Below are 20,782 nucleotides of genomic sequence, written 5' to 3' on the forward strand. Positions count from 1 at the left end.
CTGCGCGACTACGATCCCGGGTGTGAACCGCGAAGTTACTCTGCCGCTGATCGTCGATGACCGCGGGACCCTGCAGGTGGCTGCCGCCGATGTGAGCAAGCTGCTGCGCACGGTGGGTGGTCGGTGGCTGCACCTCGTCGAGGCCGGGGAGGACGGGCTCGACGAGGACACGGTGGCCGCGTTGACCATTGAGCTCGCGAAACTTGCCGATCGCATCGATGTGGCGTGCATTGCGCACAGCAGCGGGACTACGCCGTAGGGGTAGCGGTTCGATGCCGGGTGCGGGTGTGTCTGGGCTGGTCGCGCAGTTCCCCGCGCCCCTTGAGGGCGTTACGGATGCCGACCTCAAGGGGCGCGGGGAACTGCGCGAGCAACCACGGACGACCCGCAGACCGCATCGCGCAGAACCCCCACGGCGCTAACGAATCGGCATCCCCGACAACGTACGGGCGATCACCAGCCGCTGGATCTCGCTCGTCCCCTCGAAGATCGTGTAGATGGCGCTGTCCCGGTGCATCCGCTCCACGGGATACTCCCGGGTGTAGCCGTTGCCCCCGAGGATCTGTATCGCCTGAGCCGTGACCTTCTTCGCCGTCTCGCTCGCGAACAGCTTCGACATCGACCCCTCGGCCGCCGTGAACGGCTTGCCGTTGATCGCCATCCAGGAAGCGCGCCACACCAGAAGCCGCGCCGCATCGACCTGTGTGCGCATGTCGGCCAGTTGGAAGGCCACGCCCTGGTTGTCGATGATCGGCCGCCCGAACTGCTCCCGCGTCTTGGCGTAGTCGAGGGCGACCTCGTACGCGGCACGGGCCGTGCCGACGGCCATCGCACCGACGGCCGGCCGCGAGGCCTCGAACGTGGCCATGGCCGCGTTCTTCACCCGCTCGCCCCCCGCCTTGGCCCGCTCACGGGCCCGCGCCAGCCGCTCGTCCAGCTTCTCCTTGCCGCCCAGCAGGCAGGAGCCCGGCACCCGTACGTTGTCCAGGATGACCTCGGCGGTGTGCGAGGCGCGGATGCCGTGCTTCTTGAACTTCTGGCCCTGGGCCAGGCCCGGCGTGTTCGGCGGGATGATGAAGGACGCGTGTCCCTTGGAGCCCAGGTCCGGGTCGACGACGGCGACGACCACGTGGACGTTGGCGATGCCGCCGTTGGTCGCCCAGGTCTTCGTGCCGTTGATCACCCACTCGTCCTTGGCCTCGTCGTACACGGCACGGGTGCGCATCGAGGCCACGTCGGACCCGGCGTCGGGCTCGGAGGAGCAGAACGCGGCGAGCTTGACGTCGTTGGCGTCGCCGTACATCTGCGGCACCCAGGTGCCGATCTGCTCCTCGGTGCCGTTGGCCAGGACGCCGACGGCGGCGAGGCCGGTGCCGACGATCGACAGGGCGATGCCCGCGTCACCCCAGAAGAGCTCCTCCATCGCCATGGGGATGCCGAGACCGGTCGGGTCGAAGTACTGCTGGGCGTAGAAGTCGAGCGAGTAGATGCCGACCTTCGCGGCCTCCTGGATGACCGGCCAGGGAGTCTCCTCACGCTCGTCCCATTCGGCGGCCGCGGGGCGGATCACATCGGCGGCGAAGCCGTGGAGCCAGTCCCGGACCTCCTTCTGTTCGTCGTTGAGCTCCATGGTGAACTCGGCCATGTCCCCTCCAGCGGCGTACGTGCATGGCTGCGTGCATGCTTGTTACTAGCGGTAACCCTAGTTTGTTACCCGTCGGTAGGTAAAGTCAACCGGCGGTACCCCGTCGGCAGCCCGTTCGATGATTGAGCCAGGTTGAGTGTTAGTTTGCGCAGGCGTCATCGATTCAGCACGGGTGGGGAGAGCTCATGGACACCACACAGCGGACCGATCAGCAGCGGTCCGCCGACCGCCGTCGGCGTGAGCTGCTGGAGGCCGCCGACAGGGTGGTGCTGCGCGACGGCCCACAGGCCTCGATGAACGCGATCGCGGCGGAGGCCGGCATCACCAAGCCGATCCTGTATCGGCACTTCGGCGACAAGGGCGGGCTTTACGCGGCGTTGGCCAAGCGGCACACGGACGCGCTGCTGGATTCACTGAGGGCGGCGTTGGACGCCCCTGCGGATCGGCGCGAGCGGGTCGAGGCCACGTTGGACACGTACCTCGCGGCCATTGAGGCACGGCCTCAGGTGTACCGGTTTCTGATGCATCCGGCGGAGGGTGGGCAGGTCGGGGACCAGGGGTTCGATGTCGGTAAGCATTCCGCGCCGTTGCTTCGCAGGATGGGTGAGGAGCTGGCCACCGTCATCGAGGAGCGGTTGGATCTCGGGCCCGGGAGTCAGCAGCTCGCTCGGGTGTGGGGGCACGGGATAGTCGGGATGATGCACGCGGCCGGGGACTGGTGGCTGGGTGAACGGCCTTGTTCCCGGGCCGAGTTGGTACGTAGTCTGGCCGACCTTTTGTGGGGTCGGCTGGCTGCCGCCGGGGACAAAATGGGAGGTCCGGGGTTCTGACGGGTCGTTTGCCGTCTATCCGGCCGGTGGGGGCTGGTCGCGCAGTTCCCCGCGCCCCTGGGTCGGCCATGTCGGCCTGCGCCACGAGGCTCTCGCCACCTGTCGCATCAAGCGGCGGTGGCGCCGGCCTCTCACGCGGTCCGCGTACACCCTGCCCTCCAAGTGGTCGCACTCGTGCTGGAGGCAGCGGGCGAAGAAGCCGGTCCCGTGTACGGTGATCGGCTCCCCGGTCATCGTGAAACCCTCCACCACCGCGTGGTCGTAGCGCTCCGTCCCCGCCTCCAGGCCCGGCAGGGACAGGCAGCCCTCCGGTCCGCGGATCACCACGCCGTCCGTCTCCACCAACCGGGGGTTCACCACGTGCCCGAGGTGACGCACGTCCTCGTCGTCCGGGCAGTCGTAGACGAACACCCGCAAGGACTCCCCCACCTGGTTCGCCGCGAGGCCCACGCCCTGCGCCGCGTACATCGTCGCGAACAAGTCCTCCACCAGCGTCGCCAATTCGGGGCCGAAGTCGGTGACCTCCTTGCAGGGTGCCTGGAGCACCGGGTCGCCGAGCAGGGTGAGGGGGCGGACGCGCCCGTGCGCGCCCGGAATGGGGCCGTTCCGCATGGCCGCAAGGGTACGGCGATTCGGGAGTGCGAATGGATCTCGATAGGCTGACCACCACCACGTTGCCGTCAGGCAGAGGCGCGGCGCGTACGCAAGGAGGATCGAGAACTGATGGCAGGCAACTCGGACCCGCTCACGCCGCGGGCCAAGCTGGCCGTGACCGCGGGCAAGGCGGTCGCGGCGGCATCGCGCGCCGCTGGGCGCGGCAGCGGTTCGGTGATCGGTGGCCGGGTGGCCCTCAAACTCGACCCCGACCTTCTCGCCAAGCTCGCCCAGAACCTGGACGTCGTCCTGGTCTCGGCGACCAACGGCAAGACCACGACGACCCGGCTGATCGCGGAGGCCCTGCGGGCCGCGGGTCCGGTCGTGTCCAACGCGCTCGGCGCCAACATGCCTGCCGGTATCACCTCCGCGCTGGCCGGTGGGTCCGAAGCCCGGTACGGCGTGATCGAGGTCGACGAGAAGTACCTCGCCGGTGTCGCCCGGGACACCGAGCCCAAGTGCATCGCCCTGCTCAACCTCTCCCGTGACCAGCTGGACCGCGCCGCCGAGACCCGGATGCTCGCCGAGAACTGGCGTGAGGGGCTCGCGGGGTCGAAGGCCGTGATCGTCGCCAACGCCGACGACCCGCTGGTCGTGTGGGCGGCTTCGTCGTCCCCGAATGTGATCTGGGTCGCAGCCGGGCAGATGTGGAAGGACGACGCCTGGTCCTGCCCGTCGTGCGGCGGTGTGATGCAGCGGCCGGGGGACGACTGGTTCTGCGGTGAGTGCGGCTTCCGGCGGCCCACGCCGAGCTGGGCGCTGTCCGGTGACCACGTCCTGGATCCGCACGGGTCCGCCTGGCCGATTCATCTGCAGCTGCCGGGGCGCGCCAACAAGGCCAACGCCGCCTCCTCGGCCGCCGTGGCCGCCGTGTTCGGGGTGCCGCCGCAGGTCGCCCTGGAGCGCATGTACCAGGTGCAGGCCGTCGCCGGACGGTACGACGTCGTGCAGTTCCAGGGGCGGGATCTGCGGCTGCTGCTCGCCAAAAACCCGGCCGGCTGGCTCGAGACGTTCTCCCTGATCGATCCGCCGCCGACCCCGGTGATCCTCTCCGTGAACGCGCGCAGCGCCGACGGCACCGACACCTCCTGGCTGTGGGACGTCGACTACACGCGGCTGACCGGGCACCCGATCTGCGTCATCGGTGACCGCAAGCTCGACCTCGCGGTGCGGCTGGAGGTCGCGGGCCAGCAGTTCCAGGTGTGCGACAACCTCGACCAGGCCGTGCAGCAGTGCCCGCCGGGCCGGATCGAGGTCATCGCCAACTACACCGCGTTCCAGGACCTGCGCCGCCGCGTCGGCAACTGATCACCAGATTTCAGGGGACTTAAGTGAGCGACAACCAACTGCGGGTCGTCTGGGTCTACCCGGACCTGCTCAGCACCTACGGCGACCAGGGCAACGTCCTCGTCGTCGAGCGCCGGGCCCGGCAGCGCGGCCTCGACGTGGCCCGCCTCGACGTGCGCAGCGACCAGCCGATCCCGACCTCCGGGGACATCTACCTGATCGGCGGCGGCGAGGACCGCCCGCAGCGGCTGGCGGCCGAGCGGCTGCGCCGGGACGGCGGTCTGCACCGGGCCGTCGAGAACGGCGCGATCGTGTTCTCCGTGTGCGCCGGCTACCAGATCCTCGGCCACGAGTTCATCAACGACCTCGGCCAGCGTGAGCCGGGCCTGGGTCTGATCGACGTCGTGTCCGTGCGGGGTGAGGGGGCCCGGTGCGTCGGTGACGTGCTCGCCGACATCGACCCGCGCCTCGGTCTGCCCCCGCTGACCGGCTTCGAGAACCACCAGGGCGTCACCCACCTCGGCCCCACCGCCCGCCCCCTCGCCCAGGTCCGCTTCGGCAACGGCAACGGCACGGGCGACGGCACGGAGGGGGCGTACAACGACACCGTCTTCGGTACGTACATGCACGGCCCGGTGCTGGCGCGGAACCCGCAGATCGCGGACCTGCTGCTGAAGCTGGCGCTCGATGTGAACGCCCTTCCGCCGACCGACGACCGCTGGTACGAGGCGCTGCGCAACGAGCGCATCGCGGCTGCGCAGCAGCCGGCCTGACCTGTTGTCCGAGCCGACCGAAGAAGCCCGTCTGACGGCCCTTCCGCACAGGTGAGCGGGGCCGTCCAGCAGGCGGACGCACGCTTCGGCCCCGCCCCCTGAAGCCGCTAGGGTGGCGGGGATTCGAGCCGGACAACGTGGTCCGGTCCCGGCCCACGTTGAGAAGGTTTTTCGGGCTATGCGCATTGGTGTCCTCACGTCCGGCGGCGACTGCCCCGGCCTGAACGCCGTCATCCGGTCCGTCGTGCACCGCGCCGTCGTCGACCACGGCGACGAGGTCATCGGCTTCCGGGACGGCTGGAAGGGCCTCCTGGAGTGCGACTACCTCAAGCTCGACCTCGACGCGGTGAGCGGCATCCTGGCTCGCGGCGGCACGATTCTCGGTTCCTCCCGGGTCCAGCCCTCCCATCTGCGGGACGGCGTGGAGCGGGCCAAGGGTCATCTCGAGGAGCTCGGCCTCGACGCGATCATCCCGATCGGCGGCGAGGGCACGCTCAAGGCGGCCCGGCTGATGTCCGACAGCGGCCTGCCCGTCGTGGGGGTGCCGAAGACCATCGACAACGACATCGCCGTGACCGACGTCACCTTCGGCTTCGACACGGCCGTGGGGGTGGCGACCGAGGCCCTGGACCGGCTCAAGACCACCGCCGAGTCCCACCAGCGGGTCCTCGTGGTCGAGGTCATGGGGCGCCACACGGGCTGGATCGCGCTGCACTCCGGCATGGCGGCCGGCGCGCACGCCATCGTCGTACCGGAACGGCCCTTCGACATCGAGGAGTTGGCGAAGCGGGTCGGCGAGCGGTTCGAGGCCGGGAAGCGCTTCGCGATCGTCGTGGCGGCCGAGGGGGCCAAGCCACGGCCCGGCTCCATGGAGTTCGACGAGGGCGGCAAGGACATCTACGGGCATGAGCGGTTCGCCGGAATCGCCCGCCAGCTGTCGATCGAGCTGGAGGAGCGGCTGGGGAAGGAAGCGCGGCCGGTCATTCTCGGGCATGTGCAGCGGGGCGGTACGCCGACCGCGTACGACCGGGTGCTGGCGACTCGGTTCGGATGGCACGCGGTGGAGGCCGTGCACCGGGGAGAGTTCGGCCACATGACGGCCCTGCAAGGGACCGACATCGTGATGGTGCCGCTGGCGAAGGCCGTGGAGACGCTGAAGACGGTTCCCGTGGAGCGGTACGAAGAAGCCGAGTGCGTCCTCTAGATCACGTCGTACGGGCCTGAAGAGTCTGCCCCCGGCCGCAGCTGCGGCCGGGGGCAGTTCTAGTCTGTGTGCGGACAGACTTGCACAACCCCCACGAATCAGGAGCCGCCGGAATGGATCACAGCGGGCACGGCATGACCATGGATCTGCCGCCGTTCACGCTGGGGCGCGGACTTCAGTGGTCGGCCGACCCGTTCTTCCTCGTCGCGTGCCTGGTCGCGCTCGCGCTGTACGCGTGGGGCGTCGTGCGGCTGCGGCGGCGTGGGGACTCATGGCCCGTGGGGCGGACCGTCTCCTACGTCGTCGGAGTGCTGTCCGTGATGCTCGTCATGTGCACCGGGCTGAACGACTACGGCATGGTCATGTTCAGCGTGCACATGGTGCAGCACATGGTCATCAGCATGCTGTCGCCGATCTTCATCCTGCTCGGCGCGCCCGTCACCCTGGCCCTGCGGGCACTGCCGCCGGCGGGGCGCGGACGCAAGGGGCCGCGGGAGTGGCTGCTGGCCCTGCTGCACAGCAGGTACATGCGGATCATCACGCATCCGGCGTTCACCATTCCACTGTTCATCGCCAGCCTGTACGCGCTGTATTTCACGCCGCTCTTCGACTTCCTGATGGGCTCCAAGACCGGGCACATCGCGATGATGGTGCACTTCCTCGCCGTGGGTGTGGTGTTCTTCTGGCCGATCATCGGCGTGGACCCCGGCCCGCACCGGCCGGGGTATCTGATGCGGATGCTGGAGCTGTTCGCGGGGATGCCGTTCCACGCCTTCTTCGGTATCGCGTTGATGATGGCGTCGGCGCCGATGGTCGAGACGTTCAAGAACCCGCCCGCCTCGCTCGGCATCGAAGCCCTTGCCGACCAGAACGCGGCCGGCGGTATCGCCTGGGCGTTCAGCGAGATTCCCTCCGTGCTGGTGCTGATCGCGCTGCTGTTCCAGTGGTACCGCTCGGAACAGCGGCAGGCCCGGCGCAAGGACCGCGCCGCCGACCGGGACGGCGACAAGGAACTCGAGGCGTACAACGCCTATTTGGCCTCATTGAACGCACGCGGAAACTGAGGAAACCGAAAGGCTTCGCCTTTCAGTAGCATGAAGCGCGTCGGGGGAACCGCCGGGGGGAGCGGTAATGACGCTACGCGTTTTCGCACACAGGTCCGGAAAATCGGCGATCCGGAGGATCGCCGTCCTGCTGGTCCTCGTTCTGGCGCTCAGTGGATGTGATCGGGACACTCCGTTGTTCATGGTGAAGGCCGTGGCCGCGGGAGTTCCGTCGCTCGCGCCCTTCTTCGACGAGGAGCAAGGACTGGGGCGGGACCAGCAGGTCCGGGCGCAGACGGCGCACGGCGGCCTGCAGCAGGGCGACACCCCTGGTCTGTACGGGGGTTCGAAGCAGCCGACGATCTGTGATGTCGTACGGCTCAAGGCGTTTCTCACCGATCCCGCCCATGAGCGCAAGGCACAGGCGTGGGCAGCCGCGCTCTCGATCAGCACGGCCGAGATTCCGGATTATCTCGATCGCCTCACACCCGTTCTCCTGCGCCACGACACGCTCGTGAAGAATCACGACTACAAGAAGGGAAAGGCCGCCCCCTTCAACGCACTGCTGCAGGTGGGAATCGCGATTCTCGTCGATCCGGAAGGCCTTCCCGCGGTGAAGTGCTCGTGCGGAAATCCACTGCGCCCCTTCCTGGGTGACACGACTCGGATAAAGGTCGAGTTCGACAACCGCAACGAGGAATGGAAGGGATACGAGAAGTCGTCCGTGGTGGCCGTACGTCCCGCCACGCGGACGGTGGAGCGGCTCGCTCTCGTCGACGTAGAAGAACCCGGCCGGGGTATCAACCGGCCCGTGGGCACCACGGGTGAGGACGACACGTCATTCGACACGCGTGAGCAGCACGAGGTGCCCCTCCTCGCCGGGACGACGTTCGGGCAGGCGAGCCGGAAGCTGGCCGACTCGGGGCTGGCCGTCGCCGTCGAGGGTGGAGGGCTGCCGCCGGACGCCTCCCGGGTCACGGCGTCGGATCCGCCGGCCGGGACCGAGCTGCGGTTCGGGGAGTACGTGACGTTGAGTGTGGCCGGGGATACGACGTCCAGCGGGCCTTCCAAGGGGTCCTCCAGCGGGTCCTCCTCCCGCGGGGGATCCACTCCCCCGGCCTCCGGCCCGTCCTCGACTCCGCCGCCCTCGTCCTCCGGCCCCGGCAGCTCCGGGCCTGCCACTCCCGGGCCCACCAGCAAGCCCCCGTCCTCGTCGGCGCCGCCCTCCTCCGCCCCGCCCGCCGGCTCGACGCCGCCTCCGTCGACCAAGGCGCCTACGGCCAGCTCGTCGCCCCCGCCCACAACCAGCGCCCCACCGCAGACCACGAGCGCGCCACCCACCAGCGCCCCGGTCACGAGCAGCGCCCCGCCGCCCAGGACGAGCGCGCCCGCCACGACCGACCCGGCGACCGGTGTGCCCTCCTCGGACGGGCCCACGGCGAGCACGACCGCCTAGCAACCACGCAGCGCCCCCGCAGAACCCGGGAGTCACCGGATGCCTTCAGGATCACCGACGTCGGGAGTGGGCCGGATCATCGCCGGCCGTTATCTGCTGCTGAACCGGCTCGGCAGCGGCGGTATGGGCCATGTCTGGCTCGCCCACGACCAGAGACTCGCCTGTGAGGTCGCGCTGAAGGAGATCGTGTTCCGGGACGCGGCCGAGGCCGACGAGCGTGAGGCCCGGGTGGCCCGTGCCCGCGCGGAGGCCCGGCACGCCGCGGGGCTGCGCGGGCATCCGCACGTGGTGACCGTGCACGACGTACTGGAGCACGAGGGGCTGCCGTGGATCGTCATGGAGTACGTGGCGGGCGCCGTCAACCTCCGGGACCTGGTCGACCGGCGCGGCCCGCTGGCGCCCGCGGAGTGCGCCCGCATCGGGCTGGCCGTGCTCGACGCGCTCACCGCCGGGCACCGGCGGGGCGTCATGCACCGGGACGTGAAACCGGCGAACATCCTGCTGGCGCCGGACCGCACCGGGGCGCCGTACGGCCGGGTGCTGCTCACCGACTACGGCATCTCGGTGCAGCCGGACGCCGGGGAGACGCGGTACACGCTGGCATCGGTCCTCGTGGGCACGTCGGGCTATCTGGCGCCTGAGCGGGTCACGGGCGGGGCGCCGACGCCGGCCACCGATCTGTTCTCGCTGGCCTGCACGCTGTACTACGGCATCGAGGGCCGGGGACCCTTCGATCGCGAGTCGCATCTGGCGGAGCTCACCGCGGTGGTCATGGAGGAGCCCCACCCGGCGGCGCGAGCCGGTGCGCTGGCGCCCGTCCTGCGGGCGTTGCTGGAGAAGGACCCGGCACGGCGGATGTCCGCGGCGCAGGCGGAGGCGGCGCTGTCGAGGATCGTCACGCCGGAGGCCGACGCGTACGCACGCACCCAGACCGACCTCGGGTCACAGCCGCAGTGGGACGGGGCGCCGCCTCCGGGACCCGCGCCCGAAGCGGCGGAGTCCGGCTCGGCGCCCGCCTCCGATCGGCGGGGCGGCGCCGCACAGGGCTTCGCTTCGCCCTCCGGATACTCCCTGCCGGAGCGGCCCCGCGCGCCGCAGGCCTTCGGCCCGGGACCCGGCAGGCATACCCGCACCCGCCCCCGTATCCTCCACGCGGTCCTCGCCGGCCTCCTCGGGCTGGCGCTCGCGGGTTCCGGCGTCTGGTACGCCATGGCCCGGCAGCCGGACACCAGGGGGACGCACCAGCCGTACGGCGCCACGGTCGGTCTCGGCCATCCGCTGAAGGACGGTGACTGTGTGCTCGCCGACTGGCCCGGCGCGGCTCCCTTCCAGGGCACGCCCCGGCTGACGCTGGATCCGAGCTGCGCGGAGAAGGCGCCCGACGGGCAGGTCATGGCCTTCGTCGCCGCCGCGTCCGCCGCCGAGGCGCGCGAGGAGGGGCCGGCGGCGTGCGAGGAGCGGACCGCGGAGCTCCGCGGGAGGCTCGCGGACGTCCGCAGCGTCGCCGTCGTACCGTCCGAGGCGGGGTTCGAGGCGGCCGGGCGGCGCACCGCCTGTCTGGTGCTGGGCGCGCACGGGCCGGTGTACGGGCCCCTGGGCGAGCACCGCAAGTGGGGGGCGGCCTTCGCGGACACGGCGACCATGCAGCGACGGGACTGTCTGGACGTCCGCTCGTCCCGCGACGCCCGCCTGGTGTCCTGCGCCGACCCGCACGACGAGCAGGTGCTCGGGTTCGCCCGTCTGGGTGCCGACGTCACGCCGGCCGAGGCGCGCACCGAGTCGGACACGCTGTGTGCCCGGGAGGTTCCGCCGGGTGACTACGGCTTCGACCCTTCCGTCTACACGGCCGGTTCCTGGACGAGCGAGGGGTCCTGGAAGAACGGCACTCATTTTGTCGTGTGCACCGTACGGAGGCAGAACGGGGGCACCATGGAGGGGGACGAACCATGAGGAGGGTGTTGCGATGCCCGGTTCTAGCGGTTCTACGGACGGTTCTACGAAGGCGATGGGGGTGGTCACCGTCGGCGGGCTCGTCGTGGTGACGGCCTACACGGTGGCGCTCGGGAGCAATGGCTGGCTGTGGTTCGGGTGGGTGGTGCTGGGGCTGATCACGCTGGGGATGGTCGTCAGCCGCAGCACCTGAGCCTCACTCCCGGGTGAGCCGCCCCGCGGAATGCACCCCCGGCTGGTACTTCGGCAGCCGGGCGGTGATCTTCATGCCTGACCCTACGGCGGTCTCGATGATGAGGCCGTAGTCGTCGCCGTAGACCTGACGGAGCCGGTCGTCGACGTTCGACAGGCCGATGCCGCCCGAGGGGCTGACCTCACCGGCGAGGATGCGGCGCAGTAGGACGGGGTCCATTCCGGCGCCGTCGTCCTCGATGACGACGAGGGCCTCGGCGCCGGTGTCCTGGGCGGTGATCTGGATGTGGCACTTGCCGGAGAGCGCGGTCTTGCCCTCCAGGCCGTGCTTGACGGCGTTCTCGACGAGCGGCTGCAGGCACAGGAAGGGCAGGGCCACCGGCAGCACCTCCGGGGCGATCTGGAGGGTGACGGAGAGGCGGTCGCCGAAGCGTGCCCGGACGAGCGCCAAGTAGTGGTCGATGGCGTGGAGTTCGTCGGCGAGGGTGGTGAAGTCGCCGTGCCTGCGGAAGGAGTAGCGGGTGAAGTCGGCGAACTCCAGGAGCAGTTCGCGGGCACGCTCCGGGTCCGTGCGGACGAAGCTGGCGATGACCGCGAGCGAGTTGAAGATGAAGTGCGGGGAGATCTGGGCCCGCAGCGCCTTGATCTCGGCCTCGATCAGACGGGTGCGGGACTGGTCGAGGTCGGCCAGCTCCAGCTGCACGGAGACCCAGCGGGCCACCTCGCCCGCCGCCCGCACGAGCACCGCCGACTCCCGGGGCGCGCAGGCGACGAGGGCGCCGTGGACCCGGTCGTCGACGGTGAGCGGGGCGACGACCGCCCAGCGCACCGGGCAGTCCGGGGTGTCGCAGGTGAGCGGGAACGCCTCGCCGCGGCCCGACTCCAGCGGTCCGGCGAGGCGTTCCATGATCTCCGTACGGTGATGGCCGCCGACGCCGTCCCAGACGAGGACCTGCTTCTGATCGGTCAGGCACAGCGCGTCGGTGCCGAGGAGTGAGCGCAGTCTGCGGGCCGACTTGCGGGCGGTCTCCTCGGTGAGACCGGCGCGCAGCGGGGGCGCGGCGAGGGAAGCGGTGTGCAGGGTCTCGAAGGTGGCGTGCTCGACCGGCGTGCCCAGACCGCCGCGGTTCTCGGGGCGGGCCGTGCGCCGGCCGAGCCAGAATCCGGCGGCGAGCAGCGGAAGGACGGCCACGCACAGGCCCGCGATGAATCCGCTCATGCCGCCACCGCCACCCGAACTCGACGTCCGGCCGCACATCCGCTCACACCGCCGGCGCCGCCCGAGCGACCGGCCGCGCGTCCGCCGAAACCGCCACCTGATCGACCCTCATCGGACCCGCTCACACCACCCCCGCCGCCCAAGCGACCGGCCGCGCATCCCCCGAAACCGCACCCGCCACCTGATCGACCGGCTTCGCGTCCGCTCATGCCTTCGCCTCCGCCCGCAGTTCCTCCGGCAGATGGAACCGTGCCAGGATCGCCGCCGTTCCGGCCGGGACCCGGCCGGGGGTCGCCAGGGACACCAGGATCATGGTGAGGAAGCCCAGTGGCACCGACCAGAGCGCGGGCCAGGCGAGCAGCGCGTGCAGCGCCCCGGCGCCCGGGAAACCGGCCATGGTCGCGGCGACGGCGAGCAGCGCCGAGCCGCCGCCCACCAGCATCCCGGCGGCCGCGCCGGGCGGGGTCAGCCGCCGCCACCAGATGCCGAGGACGAGCAACGGGCAGAAGGACGACGCGGACACGGCGAAGGCGAGGCCCACCGCGTCGGCGACCGGCAGCCCGCCGACCAGGACGCTCGCGGCGAGCGGGACGGCCATGGCGAGGACGGTGCCGAGCCGGAAGTGCCGTACGCCCCGGGACGGGAGGACGTCCTGGGTGAGCACGCCCGCGACGGCCATGGTCAGGCCCGACGCGGTGGACAGGAACGCGGCGAAGGCGCCGCCCGCGACCAGGGCGCCCAGCAGATCGCCGCCCAGGCCGCCGATCATGCGGTCGGGCAGGAGGAGGATGGCGGCGTCCGCGTCACCGGCGAGGGTGAGTTCGGGGGCGTAGAGGCGACCCAGGGCGCCGTAGACGGGTGGCAGGAGGTAGAAGGCGCCGATCAGGCCGAGCACGGCGACGGTGGTGCGGCGGGCGGCGACGCCGTGCGGGCTGGTGTAGAAGCGGACGACGACGTGCGGCAGGCCCATGGTGCCGAGGAAGGTGGCGAGGATCAGCCCGTAGGTGGCGTACAGCGGGCGTTCGCCGCGGTTCTCGGCCTGCGAGGGCGACAGGCCGCCGCCCGCTCGGTGGTCGGGTTCGGGGACCTCGGCGCCCTGCGCGAAGGTCAGACGGGTGCCGCTCTCGATGCGGTGGGTGCCGGCGGGGAGCCGGAGTTCCCGCTCGTCGTGGGTGCGGCCGTCGATCGTGCCGGTCACGGTGACGGTCAGCGGGCGGTCGAGCTTCACGTCGAGGGTGTCGTCGACGCGGACGACGCTGTGCTCGCGGAAGGTGGCCGGTTCGTCGAAGGCGTGGCGGGGGGCGCCGTCGCCCTGCCAGGCGAGGATGAGGAAGAGCGCGGGGACCAGGAGAGCGGTGAGCTTGAGCCAGTACTGGAAGGCCTGCACGAAGGTGATGCTGCGCATGCCTCCGGCGGCGACGATGGCGACCACGACCACCGCGACGATCAGCCCGCCGAGCGAGTCGGGCGCGCCCGTCAGCACGGTCAAGGTGAGCCCGGCGCCCTGGAGTTGGGGCAGCAGATACAGCCAGCCGGTGCCGACGACGAAGGCGCCCGCGAGCCTCCGTACCGCCTGGGAGGAGAGGCGGGCCTCGGCGAAGTCGGGGAGGGTGTAGGCGCCGGAGCGGCGCAGCGGGGCCGCGACGAACAGCAGCAGCACCAGGTATCCGGCGGTGTAGCCGACCGGGTACCAGAGCATGTCCGGGCCCTGCGTCAGGACCAGGCCGGCGATACCGAGGAAGGAGGCGGCAGAGAGGTACTCGCCGCTGATCGCGGCCGCGTTGAGGCGGGGGCCGACGGTGCGGGAGGCGACGTAGAAGTCGGAGGTGGTGCGGGAGATGCGCAGGCCGAAGGCGCCGACGAGGACGGTCGCCAGGACGACGAGGGCGACGGCGGGGACGGCATAGCTGGAGTTCACGGCCGCATCGGTTCTCTCGGGCTCACTCGGTTCACTGGCTCACTCGGTTCTCTGGCTCACTCGGTTCTCTGGGCTCAGCGGTCTTCGACGAGCCGTACGAAGTCCCGTTCGTTGCGCTCGGCGCGGCGCACGAACCAGCGGGCCAGCAGGACCAGCGGCGCGTAGAGGCCGAAGCCGAGGACGGCCCATTCGAGGTGGCGGGCGTCCGGCATCGCGGCGAAGAGCAGGGGCAGGGGGCCGACGAGCAGGCCGAGGACGGCGAAGACGGCGAGGCCGGTGCGCAGTTGGGTGCGCATCAGGGAGCGGACGTAGGTGTGGCCGAGGGTGGTCTGCTCGTCGATCTCGGTGCGGGGGCGGTAGTAGCCGGAGACGCGGCGCACCCGCCGGGGCGGGCCGGTGACGACGACGCGGCGTTCGGTGGGGTTCTGGGGCATCGTCACGGCCTCCTCATGAGCAGGTCCCGCAGCTCGCGCGCATGCCGGCGGCTGACCTGGAGTTCCTCGGATCCGACCATGACGCTGACGGTGCCTGCGTCCAGGCGGAGTTCGCCGATGTGGCGCAGGGCGACGAGATGGCGGCGGTGGATGCGGACGAAGCCGCGGGAGCGCCAGCGCTCCTCAAGGGTGGACAGGGGGATGCGGACGAGGTGGCTGCCCTTGTCGGTGTGCAGGCGGGCGTAGTCGCCCTGGGCCTCGACGTGGGTGATGTCGTCGACGGCGACGAAGCGGGTCACACCGCCGAGCTCGACGGGTATGTGGTCGGGGTCGGGCTCGCTGACGGGGATGCGCGGGGCGGCGGTGTCCCTGAGCTCGGCGGCGCGGCGGACGGCCTCCGCGAGGCGCTCCTTGCGCACGGGCTTGAGGACGTAGTCGACGGCCTTGAGGTCGAAGGCCTGGACGGCGAAGTCCTCGTGGGCGGTGACGAACACGACGAGCGGCGGGTTGGCGAAGCCGGTGAGCAGCCGGGCCAGGTCGAGGCCGTCGAGGCCGGGCATGTTGATGTCGAGGAAGACGACGTCGATCGCCTCGGGGCCGCCCGGCCCCGACTCCAGGGCCCGGTTGATCCGGCGCAGCGCCTCGGTCGCGTCGCCGGCGCCCTCCGCGGTGCCGATGCGCGGATCGGCGTTGAGGAGGTAGAGGAGCTCCTCCAGCGAGGGGCGTTCGTCGTCGACAGCCAGGGCACGCAGCATGAACCCGGAGTGTAGGAGCAATTCGTACGCCTGCACACGTGCCTACATGGGGACGTTCCCGCTGGATACAGTGCCGCCATGCACAGCACGCCCCCGCCGTTCGACGAGCTCGACCGGAAGATCGTCACCGCGCTGATGGCGAACGCCCGGACGAGCTTCGCCGAGATCGGCGCGGCCGTCGGGCTGTCCTCGACGGCGGTCAAGCGGCGCGTGGACCGGCTGCGGGACACGGGCGTGATCACCGGCTTCACGGCCACGGTCAAGCCGTCGGCGCTGGGCTGGCGCACGGAGGCGTACGTCGAGGTGTACTGCGAGGGCGCGGCCCCGCCGCGGCGGCTCGCGGAGGTGGTCCGCAACCATCCGGAGATCACCGCGGCGATGACGGTGACCGGGGGCGCGGACGCGTTGCTGCATGTGCGGGCGCGGGACGTGGAGCACTTCGAGGAGGTGCTGGAGCGGATCCGCGTCGAGCCGTTCATCCGCAAGACGATCAGCGTGATGGTGCTGTCCCATCTGCTCCCGGAGAGTCCGGAGGCGGGCGCGAGCCAGCCGGCGCCGGAGTAAACCTCACGCCGCGCAGCAACACTGCGTAGAGCCGGAAAACTTCGCAGCATTCCTGCGCGGACACGCAATATTTCTTCCTTGTCGCTCGTATTCGGCGCTTCCTACCTTGGTGTCAACCCTCAGTCGACACTCTCAGGAAGCGGAGGAAACCCTCTGTGACCGAAACGCGTGTGCCGCGCCGGCGGCGGTTTCTCGTCTGCGAACCCAGACACTTCGCCGTGCAGTACGCGATCAACCCGTGGATGCGTCCCGACGCCCCCGTCGACGTCGACCTGGCCCGGGCTCAGTGGCAGGCGCTGATCAGCGCGTACCGGGCCCACGGCCACACCGTCGACGCGGTGGAGCCCGCCCCCGGCCTGCCGGACATGGTGTTCGCGGCTAACTCGGCGGTCGTCGTCGACGGCCGTGTCTTCGGCTCCCTCTTCCACGCGCCGGAGCGGCGCCCCGAGTCCACGCACTACGACACCTGGTTCAAGGCGGCGGGCTATGACGTGTACCGCCCCGAGTCCGTGTGCGAGGGCGAGGGCGACCTGGTCTGGACGGGCCGGTACGTCCTGGCCGGCACCGGGTTCCGTACCACCCGCGAGGCGCATCGCGAGGTGCAGGAGTTCTTCGGCCACCCGGTGATCAGCCTGACGCTGGTGGATCCGCGCTTCTACCACCTGGACACGGCGCTGTTCGTCCTCGACGACGACAACATCGCGTACTACCCGGAGGCGTTCTCGCCGGGCAGCCGTGAGGTCCTCGCGCGCCTGTATCCGCAGGCCGTGCTCGCGACCCGCGAGGACGCGCTGGCGTTCGGCCTCAACTCCGTGTCCGACGGCCGCAACGTCTTCATCGCGCCCCAGGCCGAGGCCCTCTCCTCCGCCCTCGCCGACCGCGGCTATGTCCCCGTCCCCGTCGACCTGTCGGAGTTCCGCAAGGCCGGCGGCGGCATCAAGTGCTGCACCCAGGAGATCCGCTGATGACCGCTCCCGTGACCACCCGCTCGTCCGCCGACCTGATCCGCGCCGAGGAGCCGGTCCTCGCGCACAACTACCACCCCCTGCCCGTGGTCGTCGCCCGCGCCGAGGGCACCTGGGTGGAGGACGTGGAGGGCCGCCGCTACCTGGACATGCTGGCCGGATACTCGGCGCTCAACTTCGGCCACCGCCACCCGGCGCTGATCGAGGCGGCGCACCGCCAGCTGGACCTCCTCACCCTGACCTCCCGCGCGTTCCACAACGACCGCCTGGCCGAGTTCGCCGAGCGGCTGGCGGAGCTGACGGGCCTCGACATGGTGCTGCCGATGAACACGGGCGCCGAGGCGGTGGAGAGCGGCATCAAGGTGGCCCGCAAGTGGGCGTACGAGGTGAAGGGCGTCCCGGCCGACCGGGCGACGATCGTGGTCGCCGCGGAGAACTTCCACGGCCGTACGACGACGATCGTGTCGTTCTCCACGGACGAGACGGCGCGGCAGGGCTTCGGGCCCTTCACGCCGGGCTTCCGGATCGTGCCGTACAACGACCTGGCGGCGCTGGAGGCGGCGGTCGACGAGACGACGGCGGCGGTGCTGCTGGAGCCGATCCAGGGCGAGGCGGGCGTCGTCATCCCCGACGACGGCTATCTGACCGGCGTGCGTGAGCTGACCCGCCGCAAGGGCTGCCTGTTCATCGCCGACGAGATCCAGTCGGGCCTCGGCCGCACGGGCCGTACGCTCGCCGTCGAGCACGAGGGCGTCGTCCCGGATGTGCTGCTCCTCGGCAAGGCGCTGGGCGGCGGCATCGTGCCGGTGTCTGCGGTGGTGGCCCGCCGGGACGTGCTCGGGGTGCTGCGGCCGGGCGAGCACGGCTCGACGTTCGGCGGCAACCCGCTGGCCGCCGCGGTCGGCACGGCGGTGGTCGAGCTCCTGGAGACGGGCGAGTTCCAGCGCCGGGCCGCCGAGCTGGGCGTGGTCCTGCGGGGCGGCCTGTCGGCCCTGGTCGGCAAGGGCGTCGTCGGCTTCCGCGCGCGGGGCCTGTGGGCGGGCGTCGACATCGACCCGGCGTTCGGCACGGGCCGCGAGATCGGCGAACGGCTCCTGCGCGAGGGCGTCCTGGTCAAGGACACCCACGGCTCCACGATCCGCCTGGCTCCGCCGCTGACGATCACTGTGGAGGAGTTGCAGGGGGCGCTGGGGGCGCTGGAGAAGGTCCTGACCTGACCCACCCCGGCCCACCCGACCGACGCAGCAGCCCGGCAGCCCGACGCCTGACCTTCGGGGCCGGGCTGCCGGCGTTCCGGCCAAGGCCATGGCTGCCACCCGCCCCCACCCGGCCCCCACGGAGAGGCGGCGTTGACCGGAAGGGTGAAGATGGGGACAAGAGGTGGTAGACCGCTCTCAGCGACAGAGAGGTCGGCCGTGGGCACACACGAGGAGCAGGGCGTTGCCCGGCAGGGGTTCGACGTGGCGGACGCCGCGCCTCTGCTGCTCGACGCCCAGGGTCGGGTGACGGGGTGGACCAGGGACGCGCAGCGGCTGCTGGCGTACGGGGCCTCCGAGGCGGTGGGGAGGCACATCGCCGAGTTGTTGAGCGCGTCGGACGCCGGGCGGGTCCCCGAGCTGATCGAGCGGTGCCGTGCGGAGGGCGGCTGGGCGGGGCTGCTCACGGCTCTGCACCGGGACGGAGCGCCGGTCAGGCTCATGGTGCGGATCACGCCCACGCATGACGGTCAGGGCCCCTCGCACTGGCTCGCGCTGCTGTCGGAGCTCGGTGACGCACACGGCTGGGACATGAGCCGCCACACCCTGGAGCAGATGGTCGCCCGCTCCCCCGTGGGCATAGCCATCGTCGACACGAACCTGCGCTACGTCTGGTCGAACGCCGCCCTCGCCCAGTTCGGCGGCGGCCCCCCGCCCCACCGGCTCGGCATGCGGCTCGCGGACATCCAGCCCGGCCTGGACTCCGAGTCCATCGAGGCCCAGATGCGCCACGTCCTGACGACCGGCGAACCGATCGTCGGCTACGAGCACGTCGGTCACGCACGCTCCGCCCCGCTGCGCGAGACCGCGCACATGATGTCGTTCACCCGGCTCGACGACGGCCACGGCCACCCCACCGGCGTGTACTACACCGTCGAGGACATCTCCGACCGGCACCGCGCCCGGCAGCGCCTGGCCCTGCTCGACCGGGCCGGCGAGCGCATCGGCCGCACGCTCGACATCACGCGCACCGCCCAGGAGCTGGCGGACGTGGCCGTACCGGGACTCGCCGACCTCGTCACCGTGGACCTGCTGGAGTCGGTGCTGCGGGGCGGCGAGCCCGCGGCCGGGCCGCTGAGCGACACGGATCCGGTGCCGCTGCGCCGGGCGGGGTACGGGTCGGTCAACGGAAGCGTGCCGGTGACCGTCGTCGACATCGGCGCGGTGGTCACCTATCCGGCGCAGTCGCCTCCGATCCGCTGTCTGAGGACGGGCAAGTCCTGGCGCGAGGAGAAGCTCGATCCGCTCGGCGAGGCATGGGCCCAGCACTCCCGCGGCGGCCGGGCCGCCATCTTCCTGGAACTGGGCCTGCACAGCGTGATGATCGTGCCGATCCGCGCCCGGGGCGTCACCCTGGGCGTCACCACCTTCTTCCGCACCCACCGCCAGGAGGCCTTCGAGGAGGACGACCTCAACCTGGCCGAGGACCTCGTCTCCCGCGCCGCCGTCTGTGTCGACAACGCCCGGCGCTACACCCGCGAGCGCGACGCGGCGCTGGTCCTGCAGCGCAGCCTGCTGCCGCACCGGCTGCCCGAGCAGGACGCGGTGGAGGTGTCCGCCTGCTACCGGCCGGCCGACGAGCTGACCGGCCTCGGCGGCGACTGGTACGACGTCATACCGCTGTCGGGCGCCCGCGTCGCCCTCGTGGTGGGCGAGGTGCCCGGGCACGGCATCGACGCCGCCGCGGCGATGGGGCGGCTGCGGACCGCCGTACGGACGCTCGCCGCGCTGGACCTGCCGCCCGAGGAGGTGCTGGCCCATCTCGACGACCTGGTCGCGCGGTCGGCCCGGGAGGAGGGCGTGGAGCCGGGCGGGGAGGACGACGGCAGCGCGCAGGGCGTGGGGTCCGGGTGCGTGTACGTGGTCTACGACCCGGTCGACGGGGCGTGCACCATGGCGGCCGCGGGCCATCCGGCGCCCGCGGTCGTCATGCCCGACGGCTCGGTCGCCTTCGTCGACCTCCCGCAGGGCCCGCCGCTCGGCGTGGGCGGTCCGCCCTTCGAGTCGGTGGAGCTGGCCCTGGCGGCGGGCAGCACGCTCGCCCTGCACACCGACGGGCTGCTGGCCGGCGGGGACGACTGGGCCGTGGACGCCGACCGCGGCCGGCTGCGGCTGGCCCTGGAGCGGCACGCGGACTCGCTCGACCTGCGCTGCCGGACGGTGGTCGACGCCCTGGTCCCGGACCGCCCGCACGACGACGTGGCCCTGTTGATGGCCCGGACCCGGCTGCTCGGCGCCGAACAGGTCGCCGACTGGGACCTGCCCGTCGACCCGGCCGCCGTCGCCGACGCCCGCAAGACGGCCGCCCGGCAGCTGGCGGAGTGGGGGCTCGACGAGCTGGCGTTCACGACGGAACTGGTGGTCAGCGAGCTGGTCACCAACGCCATCCGGTACGCGGCCGGACCCATCCGGCTGCGCCTGATCAGGGAGCGCGCCCTGTTCTGCGAGGTGTACGACGGCGGTGCCACCGCCCCGCACCTGCGTCATCCGCGCACCACGGACGAGGGCGGGCGCGGGCTGCTGCTGGTCTCCCAGTTCACCCAGCAGTGGGGCACCCGCTTCGTCCCCGAAGGGAAGATCATCTGGGCCGAGCAGTCCCTGACGGATCCGCCGCCCTGACCTGCCGGACCGGCACAC

Annotated in this window: 19 protein-coding genes; 13 read left to right on the forward strand and 6 right to left on the reverse strand. The window is 71.4% G+C overall.

Going from position 1 to position 20,782, the window contains the following annotated elements; translation table 11 throughout:
- The first annotated feature begins 22 nt into the window (after positions 1-22).
- The gene (locus ACIBU0_RS28975; RefSeq protein WP_030054037.1) at positions 23-259 is read left to right on the forward strand and encodes a DUF6213 family protein; all 237 of its coding nucleotides are present in this window, start codon (positions 23-25) and stop codon (positions 257-259) included.
- Positions 260-418: 159 nt separating this feature from the next.
- On the opposite strand, the gene ACIBU0_RS28980 is transcribed toward ACIBU0_RS28975, so the two are convergent.
- The gene (locus ACIBU0_RS28980; protein ID WP_398824214.1) at positions 419-1,645 is read right to left on the reverse strand and encodes an acyl-CoA dehydrogenase family protein; all 1,227 of its coding nucleotides are present in this window, start codon (positions 1,643-1,645) and stop codon (positions 419-421) included.
- A gap of 185 nt (positions 1,646-1,830) precedes the next feature.
- Between ACIBU0_RS28980 and ACIBU0_RS28985 the strand changes: the two genes are divergently transcribed.
- Positions 1,831-2,475, forward strand: a complete 645-nt coding sequence (locus ACIBU0_RS28985) for a TetR family transcriptional regulator (protein WP_345012212.1) — start codon at positions 1,831-1,833, stop codon at positions 2,473-2,475.
- A gap of 15 nt (positions 2,476-2,490) precedes the next feature.
- On the opposite strand, the gene def is transcribed toward ACIBU0_RS28985, so the two are convergent.
- Positions 2,491-3,087 (reverse strand): peptide deformylase, encoded by a 597-nt coding sequence (gene def, locus ACIBU0_RS28990; protein WP_398824218.1) that lies wholly within the window; start codon positions 3,085-3,087, stop codon positions 2,491-2,493.
- 111 nt (positions 3,088-3,198) lie between these two features.
- Here def and ACIBU0_RS28995 point away from each other — a divergent pair, with 111 nt between their 5' ends.
- From ACIBU0_RS28995 to ACIBU0_RS29025, 7 genes are all read left to right on the forward strand, one after another.
- Positions 3,199-4,437 (forward strand): MurT ligase domain-containing protein, encoded by a 1,239-nt coding sequence (locus ACIBU0_RS28995; RefSeq protein WP_398824221.1) that lies wholly within the window; start codon positions 3,199-3,201, stop codon positions 4,435-4,437.
- A 23-nt stretch (positions 4,438-4,460) separates the two neighbouring features.
- Positions 4,461-5,189 carry a type 1 glutamine amidotransferase gene (locus ACIBU0_RS29000; RefSeq protein WP_398824224.1) on the forward strand — a complete coding sequence of 243 codons (729 nt, stop codon included), beginning with the start codon at positions 4,461-4,463 and terminating at the stop codon, positions 5,187-5,189.
- A 178-nt stretch (positions 5,190-5,367) separates the two neighbouring features.
- Positions 5,368-6,393, forward strand: a complete 1,026-nt coding sequence (locus ACIBU0_RS29005; RefSeq protein WP_398824227.1) for a 6-phosphofructokinase — start codon at positions 5,368-5,370, stop codon at positions 6,391-6,393.
- A 113-nt stretch (positions 6,394-6,506) separates the two neighbouring features.
- The gene (locus ACIBU0_RS29010; RefSeq protein WP_398824230.1) at positions 6,507-7,457 is read left to right on the forward strand and encodes a cytochrome c oxidase assembly protein; all 951 of its coding nucleotides are present in this window, start codon (positions 6,507-6,509) and stop codon (positions 7,455-7,457) included.
- Between the two features lie 181 nt (positions 7,458-7,638).
- Positions 7,639-8,892, forward strand: a complete 1,254-nt coding sequence (locus ACIBU0_RS29015; RefSeq protein ID WP_398824233.1) for a DUF6777 domain-containing protein — start codon at positions 7,639-7,641, stop codon at positions 8,890-8,892.
- Between the two features lie 39 nt (positions 8,893-8,931).
- Positions 8,932-10,842 (forward strand): septum formation family protein, encoded by a 1,911-nt coding sequence (locus tag ACIBU0_RS29020; protein ID WP_398824236.1) that lies wholly within the window; start codon positions 8,932-8,934, stop codon positions 10,840-10,842.
- Positions 10,843-10,855: 13 nt separating this feature from the next.
- Positions 10,856-11,035, forward strand: a complete 180-nt coding sequence (locus ACIBU0_RS29025; protein ID WP_398824239.1) for a hypothetical protein — start codon at positions 10,856-10,858, stop codon at positions 11,033-11,035.
- Between the two features lie 3 nt (positions 11,036-11,038).
- Here ACIBU0_RS29025 and ACIBU0_RS29030 read toward each other — a convergent pair whose 3' ends face one another.
- The 4 genes from ACIBU0_RS29030 to ACIBU0_RS29045 form a co-directional block, all read right to left on the reverse strand.
- Positions 11,039-12,253 carry a sensor histidine kinase gene (locus tag ACIBU0_RS29030; RefSeq protein WP_398824242.1) on the reverse strand — a complete coding sequence of 405 codons (1,215 nt, stop codon included), beginning with the start codon at positions 12,251-12,253 and terminating at the stop codon, positions 11,039-11,041.
- Positions 12,254-12,458: 205 nt separating this feature from the next.
- Positions 12,459-14,171, reverse strand: a complete 1,713-nt coding sequence (locus ACIBU0_RS29035; protein ID WP_398824245.1) for a cation acetate symporter — start codon at positions 14,169-14,171, stop codon at positions 12,459-12,461.
- Between the two features lie 74 nt (positions 14,172-14,245).
- On the reverse strand, positions 14,246-14,605 hold the full coding sequence (locus tag ACIBU0_RS29040; RefSeq protein WP_398824248.1) for a hypothetical protein: 360 nt from the start codon (positions 14,603-14,605) through the stop codon (positions 14,246-14,248).
- Between the two features lie 2 nt (positions 14,606-14,607).
- On the reverse strand, positions 14,608-15,360 hold the full coding sequence (locus ACIBU0_RS29045) for a LytR/AlgR family response regulator transcription factor (protein ID WP_398824251.1): 753 nt from the start codon (positions 15,358-15,360) through the stop codon (positions 14,608-14,610).
- A 78-nt stretch (positions 15,361-15,438) separates the two neighbouring features.
- Between ACIBU0_RS29045 and ACIBU0_RS29050 the strand changes: the two genes are divergently transcribed.
- From ACIBU0_RS29050 to ACIBU0_RS29065, 4 genes are all read left to right on the forward strand, one after another.
- On the forward strand, positions 15,439-15,924 hold the full coding sequence (locus ACIBU0_RS29050; RefSeq protein WP_398824254.1) for an Lrp/AsnC family transcriptional regulator: 486 nt from the start codon (positions 15,439-15,441) through the stop codon (positions 15,922-15,924).
- A 155-nt stretch (positions 15,925-16,079) separates the two neighbouring features.
- Complete coding sequence (gene ddaH, locus ACIBU0_RS29055) at positions 16,080-16,889, forward strand: dimethylargininase (RefSeq protein WP_398824257.1); 810 nt, start codon at positions 16,080-16,082, stop codon at positions 16,887-16,889.
- Positions 16,889-18,106 (forward strand): ornithine--oxo-acid transaminase, encoded by a 1,218-nt coding sequence (rocD, locus tag ACIBU0_RS29060; RefSeq protein ID WP_398824259.1) that lies wholly within the window; start codon positions 16,889-16,891, stop codon positions 18,104-18,106. Before ddaH ends, rocD begins: the two co-directional genes overlap by 1 nt.
- A 198-nt stretch (positions 18,107-18,304) precedes the next feature.
- Positions 18,305-20,764, forward strand: coding sequence for a SpoIIE family protein phosphatase (locus tag ACIBU0_RS29065; protein WP_398824261.1), 2,460 nt, complete (start codon positions 18,305-18,307; stop codon positions 20,762-20,764).
- Positions 20,765-20,782 lie beyond the last annotated feature (18 nt).

Origin of the sequence: Streptomyces sp. NPDC049627, assembly GCF_044465645.1 — a bacterium.
Taxonomy (GTDB): Bacteria; Actinomycetota; Actinomycetes; order Streptomycetales; family Streptomycetaceae; genus Streptomyces.

Coding starts and splice junctions, on each gene's coding strand:
- ACIBU0_RS29040 (WP_398824248.1), bottom strand. CDS start 14,605: ATGCCCCAGAACCCCACCGAACGCCGCGTCGTCGTCACCGGCCCGCCC.
- ACIBU0_RS29030 (WP_398824242.1), bottom strand. CDS start 12,253: ATGAGCGGATTCATCGCGGGCCTGTGCGTGGCCGTCCTTCCGCTGCTC.
- ACIBU0_RS29020 (WP_398824236.1), top strand. CDS start 8,932: ATGCCTTCAGGATCACCGACGTCGGGAGTGGGCCGGATCATCGCCGGC.
- ACIBU0_RS29045 (WP_398824251.1), bottom strand. CDS start 15,360: ATGCTGCGTGCCCTGGCTGTCGACGACGAACGCCCCTCGCTGGAGGAG.
- ACIBU0_RS29050 (WP_398824254.1), top strand. CDS start 15,439: ATGCACAGCACGCCCCCGCCGTTCGACGAGCTCGACCGGAAGATCGTC.
- ACIBU0_RS28980 (WP_398824214.1), bottom strand. CDS start 1,645: ATGGCCGAGTTCACCATGGAGCTCAACGACGAACAGAAGGAGGTCCGG.
- def (WP_398824218.1), bottom strand. CDS start 3,087: ATGCGGAACGGCCCCATTCCGGGCGCGCACGGGCGCGTCCGCCCCCTC.
- ACIBU0_RS29015 (WP_398824233.1), top strand. CDS start 7,639: ATGGTGAAGGCCGTGGCCGCGGGAGTTCCGTCGCTCGCGCCCTTCTTC.
- ACIBU0_RS28995 (WP_398824221.1), top strand. CDS start 3,199: ATGGCAGGCAACTCGGACCCGCTCACGCCGCGGGCCAAGCTGGCCGTG.
- rocD (WP_398824259.1), top strand. CDS start 16,889: ATGACCGCTCCCGTGACCACCCGCTCGTCCGCCGACCTGATCCGCGCC.
- ACIBU0_RS29010 (WP_398824230.1), top strand. CDS start 6,507: ATGGATCACAGCGGGCACGGCATGACCATGGATCTGCCGCCGTTCACG.
- ACIBU0_RS28985 (WP_345012212.1), top strand. CDS start 1,831: ATGGACACCACACAGCGGACCGATCAGCAGCGGTCCGCCGACCGCCGT.
- ACIBU0_RS29005 (WP_398824227.1), top strand. CDS start 5,368: ATGCGCATTGGTGTCCTCACGTCCGGCGGCGACTGCCCCGGCCTGAAC.
- ACIBU0_RS29025 (WP_398824239.1), top strand. CDS start 10,856: ATGCCCGGTTCTAGCGGTTCTACGGACGGTTCTACGAAGGCGATGGGG.